Raw genomic sequence first — 18325 nt, forward strand, 5'->3', positions numbered from 1 at the left:
CGCCGTGCCGCGGCCCCTTCATGGCCTGCCGGCGCGCGCTTCGTCCGGCCCGGCGCACCGTCGCCGGCACTGGCAGATCGGAGAGCTGAATTGGCAACCCAGCATGTGATCGAGCGGCCGGCGGCCGACGCAGCCGGCACCTGCGGTCTGGTGCACGGCCTGCTCGAGGCAGCCGCCGCCGACGCCCCCGACCGACCCGCCGTGCGGGACTCCACCGGAACCTGGACCTACGCCGAACTCGCCCGCGCCAGCGAGGCGTTCAGTGCCTGGCTGGCCGCCCGCGGCGTGCGCCCCGGCGACCGGGTGCTGGTCCAGCTCCCCAGCAGCCGCCACCTCACCGCGATGTTCTACGGCACCGTGCGCAGCGGTGCGGTCTTCGTGCCCGTGAATCCGGCGATGAAGCCGTTCCACCTGCGGTCCGTCGCCGCCGACGCGGAACCGGCCCTCGTGGTGACCGACGCGGAGGGCGTGGCGCGCATGCCTGTCGTCACCTCCGCGCCCGTCCACGACGTGACGGAGGTGTGGGCGACGCCGGACGCGGAGCCCGGGCAGGCCGGACGGGCGGCCCCGCCGCCGGCCGTGGCGCCGGCCGACGTGGCGACCCTCATCTACACCTCGGGCAGCACTGCCGCGCCGAAGGCCGTCGTGTGCCCGCACTCGGCGGTGGTGTTCGCCTCCGAGGCCCTCGTCGACGTACTCGGCTACCGCCCGGACGACGTCGTGTTCTGCCGCTTCCCCATGTCCTGGGACTACGGCCTCTACAAGGTCCTGATGACCTGCATCGCCCGCTGCGAGATCGTCCTCGCCGACGGGGAGTCCGACTTCCGGCTGCTGCGTCGGATGCGGGAGACGGGCGTGACCGTGGTGCCCCTCGTCCCCTCCCTGGCCTCCATGATCGTCGGCCTCGCCCGTCGGGACTCGGGCGCCCGCCCGCCGGTGCGGATGTTCACGAACACCGGCGCCGCCCTGCCCGCCGCCACCATCGACGCCCTGCGGGAGCTGTTCCCCGGCGCGCACATCGTCCGCCAGTACGGCCAGACGGAGGCCAAGCGCATCACGGTGATGCCCGTGGACGAGGAGCTGGACCGCCCCGAGAGCGTCGGCCGGCCGCTGCCCGGCACCGAGGTGCTCGTCCTCGACGAGGAGGGCCGGCCGCTGCCGCCCGGCGAGACCGGTGAGATCGTCGCGCACGGGCCGCATGTGATGGGCGGTTACTGGCGCAACCCCGAGGCCACCGCCCGCAGCTTCCGGCCCTGCCCCGCCGGCTGCGGGATGCGGCTGCACACCGGCGACTACGGCAGCAAGGACGAGGACGGCTATCTGTACTTCCAAGGCCGCCGCGACGACATGTTCAAACGCAAGGGCTTCCGGATGAGCACCGTCGAGATCGAGGGGGCGGCGCTCGACATCCCCGGGGTGCGGGCCGCCGCCGCGCTCCCGCCGGACGACCGGCACGACCTGACGCTCTTCGTGGAGAGCGACCTCAGTTCCCGAACCGTCATCAGAGAACTCATGCAACGTCTGGAGGTCGCCAAGGTGCCCGCCGAGTGCCGCGTCCTGTCCGACTTCCCCCTCACCCAGCACGGCAAGAACTCGCGCAAGGAACTGGCCGCACTGCTGGAGGGGAGCCGGTGATGAGCGCCCGGAACAGCAACGAGGAACTGGCCCGGACCTACGGGACCCCGCTGTACGTCTACGACCTCTCCCGGGTACGCGCCGCACGCCGCGACCTGTTCCGCTGGCTGCCGGAGGGCGTCGAGGTCTACTACGCCTTCAAGGCCAACCCGCACCCGGACCTGGTGCGCGCGCTGCGCGAGGGCCCCGGGCCCGGCTGCCGGGCGGAGATCAGCTCGACGGGCGAACTGGCCACCGCGCTGGAGGCCGGCCACACGGGCGAGGAGATCCTCTACACCGGCCCCGGCAAGACCCCGGGGGAGCTGCGCGAGGCCGTCCGCGGCGGCTTGCGCCGGTTCTCCGCCGAGTCCCTCTCCGACCTGGAGCACATCGGCGCCGCTGCGGTCGCCGAAGGCGTCGTCGTGGACTGCCTGCTGCGGATCAACAGCGCCACCGCCAGCGCCGCCAGCGGTGTGCGTATGACGGGCAAGGCCAGCCAGTTCGGCATCGACAGCGAGACCGTGGGCGATGTCGCCGCCGCGTTGCGGAACGTGCCCGGAACGTCCGTCGCCGGGCTCCACCTGTTCTCGCAGAGCAACGCGGCCGACGAGGAAGCCCTGATCGGAGAGTTCCGGCACACCATCGAGACCGCGACGCGCCTCCAGGAGGAGCTCCGGGTGCCGCTGCGGATGCTCGACATCGGCGGCGGGTTCACCGCACCCTACGGCCGTGTCGGCGACCGGGCGGCCTACCCGAAGCTGGCCGGAGAGCTGTCGGCCGAACTCGACCTGCGGCTGCCGGGCTGGCGGGAGGGCCGGCCGCGGATCGCCGTCGAGAGCGGGCGCTACCTCGTGGGCGACAGCGGCACCCTCGTCACGTCGGTGAGCAACGTCAAGGAGAGCCGCGGCCGGAAGTTCGTGATTCTGGACGGCGGCATCAACGTCTTCGGCGGCATGTCCGGCCTGGGCCGGCTGCTGCCCGTCTCCGTGCAGGTGGACACCGGAGAGCCCACCGAACAGGCCAGCCTGGTCGGTCCGTTGTGCACCCCGGGCGACGTCCTGGGTCGCGATGTGACGGTCCCGGCCCTGGCGCCCGGCGACCTCGTGCAGATACCCAACACCGGTGCGTACGGCCCCTCGGCAAGCCTGCAGAGCTTCCTCGGCCGGCCCTCGCCCGTCGAGGTGGTGATCGACGACGACGGCTCGGGCGACGGCAGCAAGGTCGTCGTCTCCGTCTCCCGGATCGAGCGCAGCCGGACCTATACGGAGCGAGGAGCCGCCGCATGACCGACGCCCTGGACAACGATCCCGGCACCCGGCCGGCGCCGACCGGCGGCGACGACCGCCGGCGCCCCACCGTGGTGGTCACCACCGTGGCCTCCGACTCGCACACCTGGAACCTGGTCTTCCTCCAGCTTCTCCTGGAGGAACTCGGCTGCCACGTCGTCAACCTCGGCCCCTGCGTGCCCGACGAACTGCTGCTGGAGCGGTGCCGCGAGGCCCGGCCGGCGGCCGTGGTCGTCAGCACCGTCAACGGCCACGGCCACCAGGACGGGCTGCGCGTCGTGCGGCGCCTGCGGGCCGACGATCTGCTGGCCGCCACACCGGTCGTGATCGGCGGAAAGCTCGGCGTCGACGGGGATTCCACCTCGCACGCCGCTGAGCTGATGGCCGCCGGCTTCGACGCCGTCTTCGAGGACGGCGCCGAGACCCTGACCGCCTTCCGGCGCTTCGTCGGCGCACTGGAGGGCACCTCCCAGGGCGCCCTGGAGCCCCACCACACCGAGCACACGATCGGCGTCCCCGTATGACGACACAGCACCCGACCGATCCCTCGCCCGGTGCGGCCCCGTCGGTCGCGGGCGCCGTCCGGGCGGCCGGCGCCCGCACGGCGCCCGGCCGCCCGGCCCTGTCCGGCATCCGGCCCGGCTTCGGCGCCTTCGTCCGCGAGCACGGCGGCCACGGCCGGCTGGTCGTGCAGCCCCGGATGGGCTTCGCGGATGCGGGGGCCATGCGCGACGGGCTCGCCGCGACCAGGGCCGCGCGGGCGCGCACCGTAGGCACCGTGACGCTGGACTCCCACACCCGCGTCGGCTGGCTGGAGGCAGCCGCGAGCGCTCTGCGCGACGGCGTCCCCCTCAACGGCTACCCCATCGTCACCCACCCCGCAGCGGTCACCGGGCGGATGCTCTCCGGCATCCGGGACGAGCACTTCCCCGTGCAGGTCAGACACGGCTCCGCCCGCCCGCTGAGGATCTTCCGCACTCTCGCGGAACTGGGCCTCGACGCCAGCGAGGGAGGCCCTGTCTCCTACTGCCTGCCGTACGGCAGGACACCCCTCGCCGACGCGGTGGCCGAGTGGGCAGCCGCCTGCGAACTGTACGCAGGGCTGCGGGAGTTCGGGCTGGAGCCGCATCTGGAGAGCTTCGGCGGCTGCATGCTCGGCCAGCTGTGCCCGCCCAGCCAGCTCGTGGCGATCAGCGTGCTGGAGGCGCTGTTCTTCGCCCGGCACGGGGTGCGCAGCGTGTCCGTCAGCTACGCGCAGCAGACGTCGGCAGCACAGGACCGCGAGGCCGTCGCAGCCCTGCGGCTGCTGTGCAGCGAACTGCTGCCCACCGACGACTGGCACGTCGTCGTCTACGCCTACATGGGCGTCTATCCGCGCACGCCCCACGGCGCGCGGGCGCTCCTCGGCCAGGCCGCGGACCTCGCGGTGCGGACGGGAGCGGAACGCCTCATCGTGAAGACGACGGCCGAGTCCCTGCGTATCCCCACGATCGAGGAGAACGTCGAAGCCCTGGAGTACGCCGCCGGTGCCGTCGCCGGGGCACCGCCGCCCCCCGTCCCCTTTGCCGCCTCGGTGGCGGCCACCGACACCTACCGTGAGGCCGCCGCACTCGTCGACGCAGTGCTCGACCTCCATCCCGACCTGTCCCGGGCGCTGCTGCTCGCCTTCCGCAAGGGCTACCTGGACATCCCCTACTGCCTGCACCCGGACAACCGCGGCAGCACCCGCAGTTACATCGACGCCGACGGCTGGCTCCGCTGGGAGGACACCGGCGCCCTGCCGATCGGCCACCTGGTCGAGCCGAGCCGCTCCCGCGCCGTGACCTGCGCCGGCCTGCTGGCCGACCTGACCCATGTGAGCACCAGGGCCGACGAGGCAGCCCTCGCCGCCTCCCGGGAGCTGCCGTCCGGCTGACGGCGGCCTCCGAGCGCGTGCCGTCTTCGCCCAGTTCGACCGTCCGCACCATCTCGGGCCCCGGACGGGGACCACTGGGTGAAGACGTCTCGCCGCACCGTCCGGAGGCACCCGTAGTTCTCGAACACGGCCCACGCCTGCGGACGGGGCCCGTCCGTACTCGGCGTCCTCTTGGTACGGCTGGACGCCGAGGCGGTCAACGGTCCGCGAAACAGCCGCACATGGCCGTGGTCCGGTCCGTGAGGCGGGCGTTCGCCGGCGGCCCGTGGGCATCCACGAGGCTTTTGAATTGCTCTGCTCTCGGGCGGTCGCCGAACTTCTCCGATTGCCAACCGCTGCCGTCCTGGCGCCACTTCACCTGAAACGTGCTCTTTCCGCCCTTCCTGGGACGCTCCACGATGCTCGCCATGCGCATGAGAGCAGGGCAAACCGCACACCTCCACGTTCCCAAGATGTTCCCAACGCGAGCACGAAAAAGCCCCTCACCCGGGTTTCCCCAGGTGAGGGGCTTGATCAACAAGGGTGAATGACGGGACTTGAACCCGCGACATCCTGGACCACAACCAGGTGCTCTACCTACTGAGCTACATCCACCACGGGCCTGCCCGGGAGACTTCCCGTACCGGCCGGGTACGAGTGTACAGGGTTCTCGGCGGTGCCCGTGCACTCGAGCTTCGGGCCCGCGCGGGCTCAGTCCTGCGTGGCCACGACGTGCTGGGCCGCGAGACGCTTGGCGGCGTCGCTGTCGGGGCCCGGTTGCGGGACGAAGAGCGCGTCGCGGTAGTAGCGGAGCTCCGCGATCGACTCCCTGATGTCGGCGAGCGCCCGGTGATTCCCGTTCTTCGGGGGGCTGTTGTAGTACGCCTTCGGGTACCACCGTCTGGCGAGTTCCTTGATCGAGGAGACGTCGACGATGCGGTAGTGCAGGTGTCCCACCAGGGTGGCCATGTCCCTGGCGAGGAAACCGCGGTCGGTGCCGACCGAGTTGCCGCAGAGCGGGGCCTTGCCGGGGTCCCTCGCGTACTTCCGGACGTAGGAGAGGACCCGCTCCTCGGCCTCGGGCAGGGTGGTGCCCCCGGCGAGTTCGTCGAGGAGCCCGGAGGCGGTGTGCATCTCGCGCACCACCTCGGGCATCGACTCCAGCGCCTTCGAGGGCGGACGGATCACGATGTCCACGCCCTCGCCGAGCACGTTCAGCTCCGAGTCCGTGACCAGGGCGGCCACCTCGATGAGCGCGTCGTCGGACAGCGAGAGCCCGGTCATCTCGCAGTCGATCCACACCATGCGATCGTTCATGCGCTCACCCTACGTCGACGTCACTGCCCGCGGTCGCGCTGTCCCGGAAGCCTCGGCACGAAGAGGTCGGCCTCCGACCTCCCCGCGTCGGAGCGCACGGGCCGAGCCGGGCCGGGGGCGCGAGTGGGCCGGCCCTCGCGGTGGTCCCGCGGGGCCGGGCTCTCCCTGGGCTCGGGCTCGCCCGCCGGCGCGAGCGGCGGCCGTCCCTCCGGCATCTGCGTGCGCGGCTCGAGTCCCCTCGCCTGCCCCTGCTCGCCGTTCTCGGGCCGCAGCTCGGCGCCCTCGCACTGCTGGGCGCTCTCGCCCATCTCGGCGCGACGAGCGCGGTACGCCGCCCGGTACGCGGCGGGGGAGGAGCCGAGTTGGCGCCTGAAGTGGCCGCGCAGCGCGACCGGCGAGCGGAACCCGCAGCGCCCCGCGACCTCGTCGACGGAGTAGTCGGAGGTCTCCAGGAGGCGCTGCGCCTGGAGCACCCGCTGGGTGATCAGCCACTGCAGCGGTGCGCTGCCGGTGAGCGAGCGGAAGCGCCGGTCGAAGGTGCGGCGGCTCATGTACGCGCGCGCGGCGAGCGCCTCCACGTCGAACTGCTCGTGGAGGTGTTCCAGTGCCCAGGCGACGACTTCGGCGAGCGGGTCGGAGCCGATCTCCTCGGGTAAGGAGCGGTCGAGGTGCCTGGGATGGCCGCCGCTCTCCGCGTTGGCGCGCCGCGGAGGTACGACGAGGCGCCTGGCGAGGGCGCCGGCGGCCTCCGTGCCGTGGTCGGTGCGCACGACGTGGAGGCAGAGGTCTATGCCGGATGCCGTGCCCGCCGAGGTGAGGATGTCGCCGTCGTCGACGAAGAGTTCGCGCGGATCGACGTGGACGGCGGGGTAGCGCTTGGCGAGCGTCGGCGCGTACATCCAGTGCGTCGTCGCGGGGCGGCCGTCGAGCAGCCCTGCCGCCGCGAGGACGAAGGAGCCGGTGCACAGCCCGATGATCCGGGCGCCCTCCTCGTGCGCCTGGCGGAGTGCGTCGAGCGCTGCGGTCGGCGGCGGTTGCGTGATGGAGCGCCAGGCGGGGACGACGACGGTGCCCGCCCGGGAGATCGCCTCCAACCCGAAGGGCGCCGTGAGTTGGAGCCCGCCCGTGGTGCGCAGCGGTCCGTCCTCGCCCGCGCAGACCAGGAGGCGGTAGCGGGGGACGCCCGCGTCCTGGCGGTCGACGCCGAAGACGGAGAGCGGGATGGAACTCTCGAAGATGGGACCACCGCTGAAGAGCAACACCGCCACGATCTCACGCCGTCGGCGTGCGGCCAGCTTGCGGCTCGTTGCTGGGCCGTTCGTGGAGTCCTGGCTCATTGGAACTAAGCCCCCCTCAATCGTCATGTTCCTCTCGGTCCATACACATCTCTCCCCCGCTCTCCCCCGCCGCGAAGGCCAAGATCGAATCTACTGTGTCGGATGAGGTGGGCGGTGCAAGTTCGGCACCCGACGTTATGTCGACATGGCAACTTGGCGTGAAGCATTCGATCACGAAGCGTTTCACTCGTCAGCTCCGCTGGGAAGTACGCATGCCCTGCCTGCCCCGTCACCGTAGGGTGCAACCGCCGTCGCCGCTCCTTTCCGCGCAGGTGGCAGGGGTGTTGGAGAGGGTCAGCCGGAACCGGTGGGTAGAGGGCTCAAGTTGGCCGAAAAACGTGGGGGATCAGCCGTGCGACCAGGGCACCCGCCAGGGGTGCGGGGTGGCCGGTGAACGCCCGTGCGCCCACCGGGAAGTGGGGCTTCCGGCTCCGCTCGCGACGGGTTCCCGGTGGCACGGAGACGGCACGTATCGAGACAATTTTCCGGCCGTACGGAGCGGTATGCCGCCGTTGTCCAACGATCCCCCGGCGGGCGGGTCACGCGGGCGCGCGGAGGTCCGGTCCGGCGCCGGCGCGTTCGGGGGCTGCGACTCCGTGCCGGCGGCCGGGCCCGGCGGTGGGCGCCGGGCGTGCGCTGGTGGCGCCGTATGCGCAACCGGCGTGCGTACACCGGGAGTTGGGGGCGCACAAGGCCGTTCCGTCCCCGATTCGGGTGCCATGGACCGCCGACGGCGTTGCGCACGACGCGTCGCTGCGGCATGCTCCGGGGTCAACGCGCGTACGGCGCCGTCTCTTCCGGGTCCTCGGGCGGGGCCTCCCGGCCCCTTGGGATGGGGGGAGTGCCGCCGTACCCTTGGGGTAAGGGAGTCCGAAAGAGCTCACCCCGGACGTCTCCCGGTCGTCGATCCCTTCGTCACCCAGGAGAGCGCAGCAGCCGACCGTCCCTCTCTGAGCAGAGGAATCCCCCGCCGAGAACCGAATGGCCGGATACGAGATCCCTGACCCAGCGGACCGCAGGCAGATCGCCGACTCGACGGCGCATCCCGAGGCGGCACCCGACGATGCCAGCACCCCCTGCGACCCGGCGTTCCGGCACGGCGTCGTGGTCGGCTTCGACGGTTCGACGTCGAGCGAGCGCGCCCTGGCGTACGCCGTGGGCATGGCGCACAGAGCCGGGTCCGGCCTGATCATCGTCCACGTCGCCAACAGGCTCCCGACGACCGTCTGGGCCGGCTGCGAGCCGCCCGTCTTCGTCGACGTCCCCGACCATCGCACCGAGGTGCTCGGGCTGGAGCTCGCCTGCGCCGACTACCTCGCCGAGATCCCGTGGATCCTCGTCGAGCGCGGTGGGGACATCTGCCACGAGCTGGAGGACGTCGGCCGGGAGTACGAGGCCGACGCGATCGTCGTCGGCTCCTCGCACGGGTTGGCGGGGCGGTTCTTCGGGTCGGTCGCCGGGCGCCTCGCGAAGCGGGCCCAGCGGCCCGTCGTCGTCATCCCCTGACGGTGCGGCGCCGAACGACCTTGGCGCGTACGCGCGTTGCCGTAGGCGCCGCTCAGTAAATCCACCCATACGTGGAGGTGGATTGTGCGCTTGTGACGGGCATACAGAGGTCAGTGGCCGCGCTGCCGAGCGGGAGGTGACGGACCCGCGAGGCAGCAACCGGCCGGCGTTTTGGGCGACGCCGGCTCAGGGGAGGCGGAATCCCGCGCAGTTGGTGGCCTGCGCGGGGTTCCGCCCTTCCGCTGCGGCAGCCCCCGGGTCACTCCACGGTGACCGACTTGGCGAGGTTGCGCGGCTTGTCGATGTCCCGGCCGAGCTTCAACGCCGTGTGGTACGCGAGGAGTTGGAGCGGGATGCCCATGAGGATCGGGTCGAGCTCCGGCTCGTTCTGCGGGACGAGCAGGGTGTCGTCGGCCTTCTCCTGGTTCTGGTGCGCGATGGCGAGGATGCTGCCGCTGCGGGCCTTGATCTCCTCGAGGGTGGCGCGGTTCTTCTCCAGGAGGTCGTCGTCGGGGAGGATCGCCACCGTCGGGACCGCGGGCTCGATCAGCGCCAGCGGGCCGTGCTTCAACTCCGAGGCGGGGTACGCCTCGGCGTGGATGTACGAGACTTCCTTGAGCTTCAGCGACGCCTCGCGCGCCACCGGGTACCCGCGCACCCGGCCGACGAACATCATGCTGCGCGCGCTCGCGTACTCCGCCGCGAGCTTCTCGATGTCGGGCTCGGTGCCGAGGATCTCGTCGATCTGTCCCGGCAGCTTCCGCAGCCCCTCGATGATCCGCCGCCCGTCGGCGACGGAGAGGTCGCGGATGCGCCCGAGGTGGAGTGCGAGGAGGGCGAAAGCGACGGCCGTGTTGGTGAAGCACTTCGTCGAGACGACGCAGACCTCGGGTCCTGCGTGCACGTAGAGCCCGCCGTCCGCGGCCCGGGCGATCGCCGAGCCGACGACGTTGACGACGCCGAGCACCCGGGCGCCCTTCCGCTTGAGCTCCTGCACGGCGGCGAGGGTGTCGTACGTCTCGCCGGACTGGCTGACGGCGATGTACAGGGTGTCCGGGTCCACCACCGGGTTGCGGTAGCGGAACTCGCTCGCGGGCTCCGCGTCCGCGGGGATGCGCGCGAGCTCCTCGATCAACTGCGCGCCGATCATGCCCGCGTGGTACGCGGAGCCGCACCCGAGGATCTTCACGCGGCGCATCGTGCGGGCCTCGCGGGCGTCGAGGTTGAGGCCGCCGAGGTGGACGGTGGCGAAGCGGTCGTCGATCCTGCCGCGCAGCACGCGGTCGACGGCGTCGGCCTGCTCGGCGATCTCCTTGTGCATGTAGGTGTCGTGGCCGCCCATGTCGTACGACTCGGCGGCCCACTCGACCGTCTCGGGCGACGTGGAGGTGCGGGAGCCCTCGGTGGTGTAGGTGCGGTAGTCGCCCGCTGTGATGGTGGCCATCTCGCCGTCGTCGAGCGTGACGATCTGGCGGGTGTGCGAGACGAGCGCGGCGACGTCGGAGGCGACGAACATCTCGTGCTCGCCGATGCCGAGGACGACGGGGGAGCCGTTGCGGGCGACGACGATGCGGTCCGGGAACTCCTCGTGGAGGACGGCGATGCCGTAGGTGCCCTCGATCGAGCGGAGCGCCTCCTGCACGCGGGCCTCCAGGGTCTCGCCCTGGGCGAGGCCGATGAGGTGGGAGACGACCTCGGTGTCGGTCTCGGAGGCGAGCTCGACGCCCTCGGCGGCGAGCTTGGCGCGCAGCTCGGCCGCGTTGTCGATGATCCCGTTGTGGACGACGGCGACCTTCTCCGCTGCGTCCACGTGCGGGTGCGCGTTGAGGTCGTTGGGGGCGCCGTGGGTGGCCCAGCGGGTGTGGGCGATGCCGACCGTGCCGGTGAACCGCTTCGGGATGCGCTCCTGGAGGTCGCGGACGCGGCCCTTGGTCTTGGCCGTGCGCAGTCCTGCGTTCTTGCCGGTGCCGCTGGAGTGGATGGCGAGGCCCGCGGAGTCGTAACCGCGGTACTCCAGGCGCTGGAGGCCCTCCAGCAGGAGCGGTGCGCTGTCGCGCTTCCCGATGTATCCCACGATTCCGCACATGTCCGGTGCCTCTCCCTTTGGTGCTCGCTGGTGCTGGGGCGTTGTGCCGGGTGCCCCGTTTGTCTGCGGTGGTTCGGTGGCGGTCGTCCCTGTGGTTCTCGGCTCGCGCGCGGGGCCGTCGTCTCCGCCGGGCGGGTGCTGCTCAGCCGTAGACGAGCCTGCGCAGCTGGCGCTCGGAGAGGTCGGGGGGCGCGACCGCGCGGTGCGGTAGTTCTGCTCGGACGCGCTCGAAGATCTCCGCGTTGGTGAGTCCGGCCGATTGCAGCTCGCGGTGGCGGCGGCGGACGAACTCGGCGGCGGTCTCGTCGAAGTAGGCCAGGACGTCGAGGACCACTCGGGCCGCCTCGCCGCGCTGGAGCGGAGTGGTGCGCACCAGGTGGTCGACGAGGTCGTCGTGGGCAGGGGAGCGAACTTCGAGCACCCGTCGATAGTGCTCGTCTCGGGCGAGGAGTGCAAGATTTCTGCCCGGTATCGGGCACGTCGAGGCGAGATCCTCGGCACATCCCCGGTTTTGAGGACCCTCGCGCGCCGTGGCGGTGTCCCCGCGGACGGATACGGGAAGCGACGGCCGGCCGCTCTGCCCGCCCGGCACGTCCCCCAGGGCCGGCCGGTCAGAACCGGTCGAGCACCGCCTTCTTCGCCGCGGCGAACTCCTCCTCGGTGAGGATGCCCTGGCCGCGCAGCTCGCCGAGTTCGCGGAGGCGGCGGAGAAGATCGTCGTGGCCGGAGTCGGAGGTCTCGGGCTGCGGCTGCTTGGTGAGGTCGGCGGGCGCGGGGGAGTCCGGCGCCAGGGGGTGCGGGAGGCGGGCGACGACGGCGGCGCCGAGGAGGACGCTGCCGCCCGTCTCCCGCGCCTGGCGGATGCCCCACAGCGACAGGCAGTTGGGGTCGTGCTGCGCCTTCGTCGTGGCGTGGGAGCCACGCGGGTGGAACCGGAGGCTGCCGTTCTCCCAGCCGACGGCCGGGGTCCACACGACGGAGTCCAGGTCGGCGAGGGCGAACCGGCGCGGCCCTCCCGCCGTCTTGCTCTCCTCGGCCAGCCAGTTCCACTCCAGCTGGACGAGTTCGCCGTCGAACGAGGCCGTGCCGTCGCTGCCGGAAGCGGTGAGGGGCACCCGGGGCCCGGGGAGCAGCCAGCGGTCCGTCGGGGTGTCGGGGACCTGCTCCAGCAGGAGGGCGTTGCGTACCTCGTCGACGAAGTACTCGGCGACGCCCTCGCGGTCCTGCTCGACGCCGAGTTGGTACGGGTCGGACGCCTCCTGGAGCCGGCCGCCCGCCACCTGGGAGAGCGGGTCGGCGCCGTCGCGCATACGGAGGCGCAGCCGGCCGCCGCGCTTCCCGCCGCGCTCGTACGCGACGCCGGCGACGGCCTGGAGCGGGACGGCGACCTCGCCGAGCGTGCGGCGCAGCGGGTGGACCTGCCTGCCCGTACCGGGGACGATACGGACCGTCTCCCCGTCGAAGGTCCATGTGCCCGAGCGCTGAAGAATCTCCGCCATGCGGCGATTATCCGACCACGCCCAGCTCCCTCGCCACCAGCATCCGTTGGACCTCGCTCGTGCCCTCGCCGATCTCCAGGATCTTCGCGTCGCGCCACATGCGGGCCACGGGGTACTCGTTCATGAAGCCGTAGCCGCCGTGGATCTGGGTGGCGTCGCGTGCGTTGTCGACGGCGACCTGCGAGGAGTGGAGCTTCGCCAGCGCCGCCTGCTTCTTGAACCGCTCGCCCGCGACGAGCCGGGAGGCGGCGTCCCGCCAGGCGGTGCGGGCTGTGTGGGCGCGCATCTCCATGTCGGCGAGCGTGAACTGGATCGCCTGGTTGTCGCCGATGGGGCGGCCGAAGGCGTGGCGGGTCCGCGCGTAGGCGACCGACTCGTCGACGCAGCCCTGCGCGAGGCCGGTGGCGAGCGCCGAGATGGCGATGCGGCCCTCGTCGAGGATGCGGAGGAACTGGGCGTAACCGCGGCCTTCTTCGCCGACGAGGTTCCCCGCGGGGACGCGCACGTCGTCGAAGGAGAGGCCGTGGGTGTCCGAGGCGTTCCAGCCGACCTTGTCGTACGCCGGCTCGACGGTGAAGCCGGGGGTGCCGGAGGGGATCAGCAGGGTGGAGATGAGGGGCGAGCCGTCCTCGCGGCGGTCGGTGACCGCGGTGACGGTGACGAACCCCGTGATCTCGGTGCCGGAGTTGGTGATGAAGGACTTGCTGCCGTTGATGACCCACTCGCCGGTCCCGGCGTCGCGTACGGCGGTGGTGCGGGTGCCGCCCGCGTCGGAGCCGCACTCGGGCTCGGTGAGGCCGAAGGCACCGAGGATCTCGCCCGAGCAGAGGCGCGGCAGCCAGGCGCGCTTCTGCTCCTCGGTGCCGAACCGGTGGATCGGCATGGCGCCGAGGGAGACGCCGGCCTCCAGGGTGATCGCGACGGAGGAGTCGACGCGCGCGAGTTCCTCGAGGGCGATGCAGAGCGCGAGGTAGTCGCCGCCCATGCCGCCGTACTCCTCGGGAAAGGGGAGGCCGAAGAGGCCCATCTCGCCCATCTGGCGGACGATTTCGTACGGGAAGGTGTGCGCCTCGTAGTGTTCCGCGATCGTCGGTGCCACGACGTCGTGGGCGAACTTCTCGACGGTGGCGCGGAGTTCCTCGTGTTCGGGGCTGAGCCGGTGGTCGAGTGCCATGGTTTCAGGACTCCTTGGGCCGGGCGCGGGCGTCGTCGGGGGTCTTCCCTGCGAGCGCCTGCACGGTGCGGGAGGGGCTGGGGCGGCCGAGCGCGCCGGCCATCCAGGTGCTGGTGGCGACGAGCCGGTCGAGGTCGACGCCGGTCTCGACGCCGAGGCCGCGGAGCATCCAGACGAGGTCCTCGGTGGCGAGGTTCCCCGTGGCGCTCCTGGCGTACGGGCAGCCGCCGAGGCCGCCGGCGGAGGCGTCGACCGTGGTGACGCCGTACTGGAGGGCCGCGAGGGTGTTCGCCAGCGCCTGCCCGTACGTGTCGTGGAAGTGGACGGCGAGCCGGCCCGCGGGGATGCCGGCCTCGCCGAGGGCGTGGAGCAGCGCGGTGACCTGGCCGGGGGTGGCGACCCCGATCGTGTCCCCGAGGCTCAGCTCGCTGCACCCCATGGAGAGCAACTCCTTGCAGACGTCGACCACTCGGGCGACGGGGACGGGGCCCTCCCACGGGTCGCCGAAGCACATCGACAGGTAGCCGCGCACGGGGACGCCCGACGCGGTGGCTTCCGCGACGACCGGTGCGAACATCTCCAGGGCGCCGGCCACGGTGCGGTTGAGGTTGGCCTGCGCGAAGGACTCCGTGGCGCTGGCGAAGACCGCCGCCGAGCGGACGCCGAGCGCCAACGCCCGTTGCAGACCACGCGCGTTGGGGACGAGGACGGGCAGCGACACGTCCTCGGGGAGGTCGGCGAGGCGCGGGTAGAGCTCTTCCGCGTCGGCGAGCTGCGGCACCCATCGCGGGTGGACGAAACTGGTGGCCTCCACCGTGCGGAGCCCGGCTTCGGCGAGGCGGTGCACGAACTCCGCCTTCACTTCGACGGGGACGACGGCCGACTCGTTCTGGAGCCCGTCGCGCGGGCCGACCTCGTGGATGCGCACCCGCTGCGGGAGGCCCTCGGCCGGTACCCGCATCGGCAGCCCCTCGCTCATCGCGTCCCCTCCTGCTCCTCGGCGCCGCCCTCGACCGTCGCGAGCGGCTGGTCGATGGCGACCGCGGCGCCGGGTGCGACGTCGAGCCGGGTCACCGTGCCGTCGAACGGGGCGGTCAGGACGTGCTCCATCTTCATCGCCTCGACCACCAACAGGTCCTGGTCGGCGCGGACTTGCTCGCCCACGGCCACCTTCACCACCGTCACGGTGCCCGGCATCGGCGCCGAGACGACGCCGTGCGCGGCCGACGCCTCGTCGAGGGCGGCCTCGACCGGGTCGTGCCGCCGCAGATGCCAGGTCGCGCCGGCGTGCGCGAGCCAGACGCCGGCGCCGTCGCGCGCGTGGACGGCGGTGCCGACGACGCCGCCGTACTCCCACGCGACGCGTGCATCCCCGTCGGAGGGGAGCAACCGGCAGTCCACGGGCGGTTCTTCGCCGACCCGGACCCGCGCCCCGTCCGCCGTGCCGCGCAGCCGCACCTCGACGGGCTCGCCGCCCTGGACGCGGAACGTCCGTACGGACCAGGCGGGTTCGGCGCCGAGCCGCCAGCCGGAAGGCACCGCGAACGGGTCGACCCAACCGGGCCCAGCGGGCTCGTCCGCGGCCTGCGCGAGCAGCGCGGCGAGCGCCCAGAGCCGCGGCGGCGGCCCCGCGGGCACCAGAGCCGGTGCGACGCGCCCGACGAGCCCGGTGTCCAGCTCGCCCGAGGCGACCTCCTCGACGTCCAACAGGCCGCGCAGGAACGAGGTGTTGGTCTCGACGCCGAGGACGACGGTCTCCCCGAGCGCCGAGCGCAGCCGGCGGAGCGCGGTGGCGCGGTCGGGACCGTGGGCGATCACCTTGGCGAGCATCGGGTCGTAGTCGGTGCCGACCTCGGTGCCGGTGGCGAGGCCCGAGTCGGTGCGTACGGAGGGGCCTTGGGGCTCCTCCAGGTGCAGGACGCGCCCCGCGGAGGGAAGGAACTCCACCTCCTCGGCGCCGATCCGGGTGCTCTCCGCGCAGACGCGGGCCTCCACCGCGTGCCCGGAGAGGCGGATGTCCCCCTGCGAGAAGGGGAGTTGCTCCCCGGCGGCGACGCGGAGCTGCCACTCGACGAGATCGATCCCCGTGACGAGTTCGGTGACCGGGTGCTCCACCTGGAGCCGGGTGTTCATCTCCATGAAGGCGTACGCCGCGGGATCGCCGTCGGGGACGATGAACTCGACGGTGCCGGCGCCCCGGTACCCGCAGGAGCGTGCCGCCTCGACGGCGGCCTCGCCCATCGCGGAGCGCAGCGCGTCGTCGAGGAGCGGGCTCGGCGCCTCCTCGATGATCTTCTGGTGCCGGCGTTGCAGGGAGCACTCGCGCTCGCCGAGGTGGACGACGTTGCCGTGCCCGTCGGCGAGCACCTGGATCTCGATGTGCCGCGGACGCTCGATCCAGCGCTCCAGCAGGAGCGCGTCGTCGCCGAAGGCGCCGAGCGCGGTGCGCCTCGCCGCGGCGACGGCGTCGGGCAGCTCCCGCTCGTCGGTGACGAGCCGCATGCCCTTGCCGCCGCCTCCCGCCGACGGCTTCAGCAGGACCGGTGTGCCGATCTTCCGTGCGGCGTCAAGGAGTTCGGCGTCGCTCAGCCCGCTCCCCGAGGAGCCGTCGACCACGGGGACGCCGGCCGCGCGCACCGTCTCCTTCGCCCGGATCTTGTCGCCCATGAGCTCGACGGCCTCCGGGGGCGGCCCGACGAAGACGAGCCCGGCCTCGGTGACCGCCCGCGCGAACGCCGCGTTCTCGGCGAGGAACCCGTACCCGGGGTGGACGGCCTGCGCTCCGGTGCGGCGGGCGGCGTCGACGAGGCGCTCGGCGGAGAGGTAGCTCTCGGAGGCCGCCGCGGGACCGAGGAGCACGGCGGAGTCCGCCTCGCGCACGTGGCGCGCGTCGGCGTCGGCCTCGCTGTAGACGGCGACGGCGTGGACGCCGAGTGCGCGGAGGGTGCGGATCACGCGGACCGCGATCTCGCCCCGGTTGGCGACCAGTACCGTGTCGAACATCCGCTGCCTCCCCGCCCGTTGGCGCTTCGCCGGTTCGCTGTCGAGTGTCGTCATCGCCGCCTCACATCCGGAAGACGCCGAACCGCGCCGCGTCCGGGGCCCGTTCGGGGAGGGGGGCCTGCGCGCACGCGGTGAGCGCGAGGCCGAGGACGGAGCGCGTCTGCGTCGGCTCGATGACGCCGTCGTCCCAGAGCCGCGCCGTCGCGTAGTAGGCGTTGCCCTGTTCCTCGTACTGCCGGCGGACCGGCGCCCGGAACTCTTCCTCCTCCTCGGCGCTCCACTCCTCGCCGCGCGTCTCCAACTGGTCGCGCTTGACGGTGGCGAGGACGGAGGCCGCCTGCTCGCCGCCCATCACTGAGATCTTCGCGTTCGGCCACGTCCACAGGAAGCGGGGCGAGTAGGCGCGGCCGCACATCGAGTAGTTGCCCGCGCCGTAGGAGCCGCCGATCACCACCGTCAGCTTCGGTACGCGGGCGCAGGCGACGGCCGTCACCATCTTGGCGCCGTTCTTCGCGATGCCGCCGGCCTCGTAGTCCTTGCCGACCATGAAGCCGGAGATGTTCTGGAGGAAGACGAGCGGGATGCCGCGCTGGTCGCAGAGTTCGACGAAGTGGGCGCCCTTGAGCGCCGATTCGGAGAAGAGCACGCCGTTGTTGGCGACGATGCCGACCGGGTGCCCCATGATGCGGGCGAATCCGGTGACGAGCGTCGTGCCGTACTCGGCCTTGAACTCCTGGAAGCGGGAGGCGTCGACGGTCCTGGCGATGACTTCGCGCACGTCGTAGCTGGTGCGCGAGTCGACGGGGACGGCGGTGTGCAGTCCGGCCGGTTCCGCCGCCGGCTCCTCGGCGGGGAGTACTTGCCAGGGCAGCGCCTCGGGTGCCGGCGGCGCGGGGAGCGTCGCGACGATCCGGCGGAGTATGCGGAGTGCGTGCGCGTCGTCCTCGGCGAGGTGGTCGGTGACGCCGGAGACCCGCGTGTGCACGGCGCCGCCGCCCAACTCCTCGGCGCTGACGACCTCTCCGGTCGCCGCCTTCACCAGCGGCGGCCCGCCGAGGAAGATCGTCCCCTGCTCGCGGACGATGACGGCCTCGTCGCTCATCGCCGGCACGTAGGCGCCGCCTGCCGTGCAGGACCCCAGCACGGCGGCGAGTTGGGGGACGCCGGCGGCGGAGAGCCGTGCCTGGTTGTAGAAGATGCGCCCGAAGTGCTCGCGGTCCGGGAAGACTTCGTCCTGCATCGGCAGGAAGGCGCCGCCCGAGTCGACGAGGTAGAGGCAGGGCAGGCGGTTCTCCAGCGCGACCTCCTGGGCGCGCAGGTGCTTCTTGACCGTCATCGGGTAGTACGTGCCGCCCTTGACGGTTGCGTCGTTGGCGACGACGACGACGAGCCGGCCGCTCACCCGGCCGATGCCGGTGATGATCCCGGCGGAGGGCGCGGCCCCCTCGTACAGGCCGTCGGCCGCCAGCGGGGAGAGTTCGAGGAACGGCGAGCCGGTGTCGAGGAGGCGGTCGACGCGGTCGCGGGGGAGGAGCTTGCCGCGCGCGGTGTGCCGGCTGCGGGCGCGCTCGCCGCCGCCGAGGCGGGCCGCCGCGAGCTTCTCGCGGAG

The 18325-nt window shown here is 72.4% G+C and carries 15 protein-coding genes and 1 tRNA gene; 5 read left to right on the forward strand and 11 right to left on the reverse strand.

The genetic code is table 11. The annotated features are described in order from the left end of the window. Window positions 1–105: 105 nt before the first annotated feature. Genes UWG_RS0118000 through UWG_RS0118015 form a run of 4 tightly spaced genes read left to right on the forward strand, consistent with a single transcriptional unit; the run spans window position 106 to window position 4815 of the window. A complete protein-coding gene (locus UWG_RS0118000) occupies window positions 106–1635 on the forward strand; it encodes an AMP-binding protein (RefSeq protein WP_016908609.1) in 1530 nt (509 codons plus the stop codon). Continuing rightward, complete coding sequence (locus UWG_RS0118005) at window positions 1635–2900, forward strand: type III PLP-dependent enzyme domain-containing protein (RefSeq protein ID WP_016908610.1); 1266 nt, start codon at window positions 1635–1637, stop codon at window positions 2898–2900. The genes UWG_RS0118000 and UWG_RS0118005 overlap by 1 nt, the downstream gene beginning before the upstream one ends. Further along, window positions 2897–3424: a cobalamin B12-binding domain-containing protein gene (locus tag UWG_RS0118010; RefSeq protein ID WP_016908611.1), complete on the forward strand. Its 528-nt coding sequence runs from the start codon at window positions 2897–2899 to the stop codon at window positions 3422–3424. Before UWG_RS0118005 ends, UWG_RS0118010 begins: the two co-directional genes overlap by 4 nt. Continuing rightward, window positions 3421–4815 (forward strand): hypothetical protein, encoded by a 1395-nt coding sequence (locus UWG_RS0118015; RefSeq protein WP_016908612.1) that lies wholly within the window; start codon window positions 3421–3423, stop codon window positions 4813–4815. Before UWG_RS0118010 ends, UWG_RS0118015 begins: the two co-directional genes overlap by 4 nt. Window positions 4816–5011: 196 nt before the next feature. Here the strand turns inward: UWG_RS0118015 and UWG_RS33270 are convergent, their stop codons facing one another. The 4 genes from UWG_RS33270 to UWG_RS0118035 form a co-directional block, all read right to left on the reverse strand. Next, window positions 5012–5224, reverse strand: coding sequence for a hypothetical protein (locus tag UWG_RS33270; protein WP_162130087.1), 213 nt, complete (start codon window positions 5222–5224; stop codon window positions 5012–5014). 112 nt (window positions 5225–5336) lie between these two features. Then, window positions 5337–5409 (reverse strand) — tRNA-His (locus UWG_RS0118025). A gap of 96 nt (window positions 5410–5505) precedes the next feature. Further along, on the reverse strand, window positions 5506–6111 hold the full coding sequence (gene orn, locus UWG_RS0118030; protein ID WP_016908614.1) for an oligoribonuclease: 606 nt from the start codon (window positions 6109–6111) through the stop codon (window positions 5506–5508). Window positions 6112–6131: 20 nt separating this feature from the next. Continuing rightward, a complete protein-coding gene (locus UWG_RS0118035; protein WP_016908615.1) occupies window positions 6132–7448 on the reverse strand; it encodes a helix-turn-helix domain-containing protein in 1317 nt (438 codons plus the stop codon). Between the two features lie 981 nt (window positions 7449–8429). On the opposite strand from UWG_RS0118035, the gene UWG_RS0118040 reads away from it, so the two are divergent. Then, window positions 8430–8954 carry a universal stress protein gene (locus UWG_RS0118040; protein ID WP_016908616.1) on the forward strand — a complete coding sequence of 175 codons (525 nt, stop codon included), beginning with the start codon at window positions 8430–8432 and terminating at the stop codon, window positions 8952–8954. Between the two features lie 259 nt (window positions 8955–9213). Here the strand turns inward: UWG_RS0118040 and glmS are convergent, their stop codons facing one another. From glmS to UWG_RS0118075, 7 genes are all read right to left on the reverse strand, one after another. After that, window positions 9214–11040: a glutamine--fructose-6-phosphate transaminase (isomerizing) gene (gene glmS / locus UWG_RS0118045; RefSeq protein WP_016908617.1), complete on the reverse strand. Its 1827-nt coding sequence runs from the start codon at window positions 11038–11040 to the stop codon at window positions 9214–9216. A 142-nt stretch (window positions 11041–11182) separates the two neighbouring features. After that, on the reverse strand, window positions 11183–11461 hold the full coding sequence (locus UWG_RS0118050) for a hypothetical protein (RefSeq protein ID WP_016908618.1): 279 nt from the start codon (window positions 11459–11461) through the stop codon (window positions 11183–11185). A gap of 190 nt (window positions 11462–11651) precedes the next feature. Next, window positions 11652–12539: a DUF4429 domain-containing protein gene (locus tag UWG_RS0118055; protein WP_016908619.1), complete on the reverse strand. Its 888-nt coding sequence runs from the start codon at window positions 12537–12539 to the stop codon at window positions 11652–11654. A 7-nt stretch (window positions 12540–12546) separates the two neighbouring features. After that, the gene (locus tag UWG_RS0118060; protein WP_016908620.1) at window positions 12547–13713 is read right to left on the reverse strand and encodes an acyl-CoA dehydrogenase family protein; all 1167 of its coding nucleotides are present in this window, start codon (window positions 13711–13713) and stop codon (window positions 12547–12549) included. A 4-nt stretch (window positions 13714–13717) separates the two neighbouring features. Continuing rightward, window positions 13718–14692: a hydroxymethylglutaryl-CoA lyase gene (locus tag UWG_RS0118065; protein WP_016908621.1), complete on the reverse strand. Its 975-nt coding sequence runs from the start codon at window positions 14690–14692 to the stop codon at window positions 13718–13720. Further along, window positions 14689–16716 carry an acetyl/propionyl/methylcrotonyl-CoA carboxylase subunit alpha gene (locus tag UWG_RS0118070; RefSeq protein ID WP_016908622.1) on the reverse strand — a complete coding sequence of 676 codons (2028 nt, stop codon included), beginning with the start codon at window positions 16714–16716 and terminating at the stop codon, window positions 14689–14691. The genes UWG_RS0118065 and UWG_RS0118070 overlap by 4 nt, the downstream gene beginning before the upstream one ends. Before the next feature lie 61 nt (window positions 16717–16777). Then, on the reverse strand, window positions 16778–18325 hold a 1548-nt coding region (locus tag UWG_RS0118075), incomplete at its 5' end, for a carboxyl transferase domain-containing protein (protein ID WP_016908623.1).

The organism is Streptomyces xiaopingdaonensis, from assembly GCF_000262345.1.
In the GTDB taxonomy this organism is placed as follows: Bacteria; Actinomycetota; Actinomycetes; order Streptomycetales; family Streptomycetaceae; genus Streptomyces; species Streptomyces xiaopingdaonensis.

Coding starts and splice junctions, on each gene's coding strand:
- UWG_RS0118005 (WP_016908610.1), top strand. CDS start 1,635: ATGAGCGCCCGGAACAGCAACGAGGAACTGGCCCGGACCTACGGGACC.
- UWG_RS0118010 (WP_016908611.1), top strand. CDS start 2,897: ATGACCGACGCCCTGGACAACGATCCCGGCACCCGGCCGGCGCCGACC.
- UWG_RS0118015 (WP_016908612.1), top strand. CDS start 3,421: ATGACGACACAGCACCCGACCGATCCCTCGCCCGGTGCGGCCCCGTCG.
- UWG_RS33270 (WP_162130087.1), bottom strand. CDS start 5,224: ATGGCGAGCATCGTGGAGCGTCCCAGGAAGGGCGGAAAGAGCACGTTT.
- orn (WP_016908614.1), bottom strand. CDS start 6,111: ATGAACGATCGCATGGTGTGGATCGACTGCGAGATGACCGGGCTCTCG.
- UWG_RS0118035 (WP_016908615.1), bottom strand. CDS start 7,448: ATGAGCCAGGACTCCACGAACGGCCCAGCAACGAGCCGCAAGCTGGCC.
- UWG_RS0118040 (WP_016908616.1), top strand. CDS start 8,430: ATGGCCGGATACGAGATCCCTGACCCAGCGGACCGCAGGCAGATCGCC.
- glmS (WP_016908617.1), bottom strand. CDS start 11,040: ATGTGCGGAATCGTGGGATACATCGGGAAGCGCGACAGCGCACCGCTC.
- UWG_RS0118055 (WP_016908619.1), bottom strand. CDS start 12,539: ATGGCGGAGATTCTTCAGCGCTCGGGCACATGGACCTTCGACGGGGAG.
- UWG_RS0118060 (WP_016908620.1), bottom strand. CDS start 13,713: ATGGCACTCGACCACCGGCTCAGCCCCGAACACGAGGAACTCCGCGCC.
- UWG_RS0118065 (WP_016908621.1), bottom strand. CDS start 14,692: ATGAGCGAGGGGCTGCCGATGCGGGTACCGGCCGAGGGCCTCCCGCAG.
- UWG_RS0118070 (WP_016908622.1), bottom strand. CDS start 16,716: ATGTTCGACACGGTACTGGTCGCCAACCGGGGCGAGATCGCGGTCCGC.